This window comes from Teichococcus aerofrigidensis (genome assembly GCF_054073225.1).
Genome location: NZ_JBSXMU010000212.1, coordinates 1 through 2871 on the forward strand (window position 1 = coordinate 1; position 2871 = coordinate 2871).

Genomic DNA, 2871 nt, shown 5'->3' on the forward strand with positions numbered 1-2871 from the left:
GCACTGATCCGCCATCGGCCCGCCCCCGCGCGCCCCGGCCGCCGGGCGGGGGGGAACCCTTCCGCCCGGCCCGGCGTTGCCCCCGAAGGCACACGGAGGTTCCCATGAGCATCGACGGGCTGAGCGACGACACCATCCGCGACATCCTGCTGAACACCCGGCACATCGCCGTGGTCGGCGCCTCGGCCAATCCGGCGCGGCCCTCGCACGAGGTCACCGGCTTCCTGGTCCGGCAGGGCTATGCGGTGGTGCCGGTCAATCCGGGCCTGGCCGGGCAGAGCCTGCACGGCGCCACCGTCGCGCCCTCGCTGGAGGCGGCGGGGCCCCTGGAGATGGTGGACATCTTCCGCCGCAGCGAGGAGGCCGGGGCGGTGGTGGACGAGGCCATCGCGCAGGGCGCGCGGGTGGTCTGGATGCAGCTCGGCGTCGTCGACACGGCGGCGGCGGAGCGGGCCCGGCAGGCGGGGCTGATCGCGGTCATGGACCGTTGCCCGGTGATCGAGTTCGGCCGGCTGGGGCTTCGCCGCGGGTAGCGATCGGCAGCCGGGGAGAGATTTGCGTGACAAAACATGGCCGGAATTTAACGCGGCCTTGAAAGACGGTGGCGGTTGGTCCAGATGCCAGCACCGCGCCACACGCATGGCCTGCTCGCCATGCGCCGGTCCCCCTGCGGGTCGGGTGGCGCGCGAGGCAACCTAGTCTGGGAAAGGCCCCGTCCGGGGATCTGATATGACCGAAGAAGAACGCCGCATCATCACCGCCTTCGTCGAGCGCATGGCGGGGGTCTCCGCTTCGCAGCCGGCGGCCTCGCCCTGGGGCGGCAGCAGCGTGCCGGCCACCCAGTCCCGCCCGCCCCTGCCGCCGGTCGATCCCGAGTCTGATCGGCTGATCGCTGACCTGTTCGCCCGCTACCCGGAGGCGCGCTACCGCCTGACGCAGACGGCCTTCGTGCAGGAGCACGCCCTGGTGCAGGCGCAGAACCGCATCCAGGAGCTGGAGTGGCAGCTGGAGAACAGCGAGCGCCAGGCCCAGGCGGCGCAGCAGCAGCCGCAGGGCCGGGGCGGGCTGTTCGGCGGCATGTTCGGCGGCGGCCAGCAGCAGCAGCGCCCGGTGCCGATGACGCCGCGCCCACAGCCGGTTCAGCCGCCGCAGCCCATGAACCCGGGCATGATGCAGCAGGGCCGCGGCTCGGGCTTCCTCGGCTCGGCGCTGACCACGGCGGCGGGTGTCGCGGGCGGCATGGTGCTCGGGAACATGCTGATGGGCGCCTTCTCGGGGGGCGCGGCCGAGGCCGCCACCCAGGCCACGGATGCGGCCGGCGCCTTCGCCGAGGAGGCGGTGCCGGCCTCCAGCCCGTGGACCGATCCGGGCCAGCAGGATGCCGTGCCGGCCGCCGATTCCTCCGGCTGGGGGCAGGACGCCACGCCGGTGGAGGATCAGGGCGGCTATGCCGACGATCCGGGCTACGAGGATGGCGGCTTCGAGGAGGATATCTGACCCCTCTTCCGGGGCCGGCTCCGGCCGGCCCCGTCGTTTTGCGAGCATCCCCACCCGATCAGGCGCTTCCCCTGATCGGGATCCGCTCTAGTAGCCGACGGTGAAGCGCGCCCGGCTGTGGCGCGGCGCCTCCACCTCATCCACCAGGGCCACGGCGAAGTCCTCGAAGCTGATGTGGCTGCGGCCGTCCGCCGCCACGAGGAGCTGGTCGGTGCCGAGGCGGAAGCGCCCGGTGCGTTCGCCGGCATGGAAGTCGGCGGAGGGGGAGAGGAAAGTCCAGTCCAGCGCCTCCTCCTGCCGCAGCCGGGCCAGGAAGGCGGCGCCGCCCTCGGCCTCGGCGCGATAGGCGGCGGGGAAGTCGGGGCTGTCCAGCAGGCGCTTGCCGGGCGCCACCTCCAGGCTGCCGGCGCCCCCCACCACCAGATAGCGCGGCACGCCGGCCTGCCGGACGGCCCCGATCAGCTTCTCCGGATCGCTGGCCGTGAAATGCACCGCGCTGATGACGGCCGCGTGGCCGGCCAGCCGCTCGGCCAGTGCCGCCTGATCGAACAGGTCCCCGGCCACGGCCGTCACGCCCGGGGCGGCGGCGATGCGGGCGGGATCGCGGGCGATGGCGGTGACGGAATGGCCGCGCCGCGCCAGTTCCTGGAGGATGCGGGCGCCGGCCTGGCCGGAGGCGCCGATGAGGGCGATGTGCATGGCGGTCTGTCCCTTCGCCGTGGTATCTGATGGAAACCAGATAACCTGCGGTGAGGTGCTGTAAAGAAGGCACCTTGGACGCACCGCGTTACCCCGAGGAAACCGCCCCATGCAGGGTGACCTCTACGATCCGCGATGCCCGACCCGGCTCGTGCTCGACCGGATCGCCGACAAATGGACCGTGATGCTCCTGGTCACGCTGGCGGCGGCGCCGACGCGCTTCGCCACGCTGCGCCGGCGCACCGGGATCTCGCAGAAGGTGCTGTCGCAGACGCTGCGGCGGCTGGAGCGGGACGGGTTGGTGTCGCGGCATGTGTTCCCCACCGTGCCGGTGACGGTGGAATACGCCGCGACGCCGTTGGGGCGTACCCTGGCCGCCACGCTCGATTCCCTGCGCGACTGGGCGGAGAGCCATATCGGGGCGGTGCTGGCGGCCCAGCGGCGCTATGACGCGGCGCAGGCCGCCCCCGCCTCGCCCGAGCCCGGATCTTCGCCCTAGTCCCTTGTTTTGGCGGATGTCTTCCGCCGGCGAGAGAATTCCCTCCGGGCCGGATCTGCTCTAGCCTCCGCCCATGCGCCTGCCCGATCTCGACCTCGACCTGTTGCGCTGCTTCGTCCAGGTGGCCGCGCCCGGCCGCGTAACCCCCCGCGCCGCCCCGCGCCGCCAGACCCAAA

At 72.8% G+C, this 2871-nt stretch carries 4 protein-coding genes; 3 read left to right on the top strand and 1 reads right to left on the bottom strand.

Features of this window, described 5'->3' with window-relative positions:
• Window positions 1-104 precede the first annotated feature (104 nt).
• A complete protein-coding gene (locus tag ACVMLK_RS20570) occupies window positions 105-533 on the top strand; it encodes a CoA-binding protein (RefSeq protein WP_457487480.1) in 429 nt (142 codons plus the stop codon).
• A gap of 196 nt (window positions 534-729) precedes the next feature.
• Complete coding sequence (locus ACVMLK_RS20575; protein ID WP_457487481.1) at window positions 730-1497, top strand: DUF2076 domain-containing protein; 768 nt, start codon at window positions 730-732, stop codon at window positions 1495-1497.
• 87 nt (window positions 1498-1584) lie between these two features.
• On the opposite strand, the gene ACVMLK_RS20580 is transcribed toward ACVMLK_RS20575, so the two are convergent.
• Window positions 1585-2196: an NAD(P)-dependent oxidoreductase gene (locus ACVMLK_RS20580; protein ID WP_457487482.1), complete on the bottom strand. Its 612-nt coding sequence runs from the start codon at window positions 2194-2196 to the stop codon at window positions 1585-1587.
• 109 nt (window positions 2197-2305) lie between these two features.
• Here ACVMLK_RS20580 and ACVMLK_RS20585 point away from each other — a divergent pair, with 109 nt between their 5' ends.
• Window positions 2306-2695 (top strand): winged helix-turn-helix transcriptional regulator, encoded by a 390-nt coding sequence (locus tag ACVMLK_RS20585; RefSeq protein WP_198365334.1) that lies wholly within the window; start codon window positions 2306-2308, stop codon window positions 2693-2695.
• Window positions 2696-2871 lie beyond the last annotated feature (176 nt).

What these genes read in the sequence shown, in the direction of transcription:
- ACVMLK_RS20570 (WP_457487480.1), top strand. Translation starts at nt 105, where the DNA reads ATGAGCATCGACGGGCTGAGCGACGACACCATCCGCGACATCCTGCTG.
- ACVMLK_RS20575 (WP_457487481.1), top strand. Translation starts at nt 730, where the DNA reads ATGACCGAAGAAGAACGCCGCATCATCACCGCCTTCGTCGAGCGCATG.
- ACVMLK_RS20580 (WP_457487482.1), bottom strand. Translation starts at nt 2,196, where the DNA reads ATGCACATCGCCCTCATCGGCGCCTCCGGCCAGGCCGGCGCCCGCATC.
- ACVMLK_RS20585 (WP_198365334.1), top strand. Translation starts at nt 2,306, where the DNA reads ATGCAGGGTGACCTCTACGATCCGCGATGCCCGACCCGGCTCGTGCTC.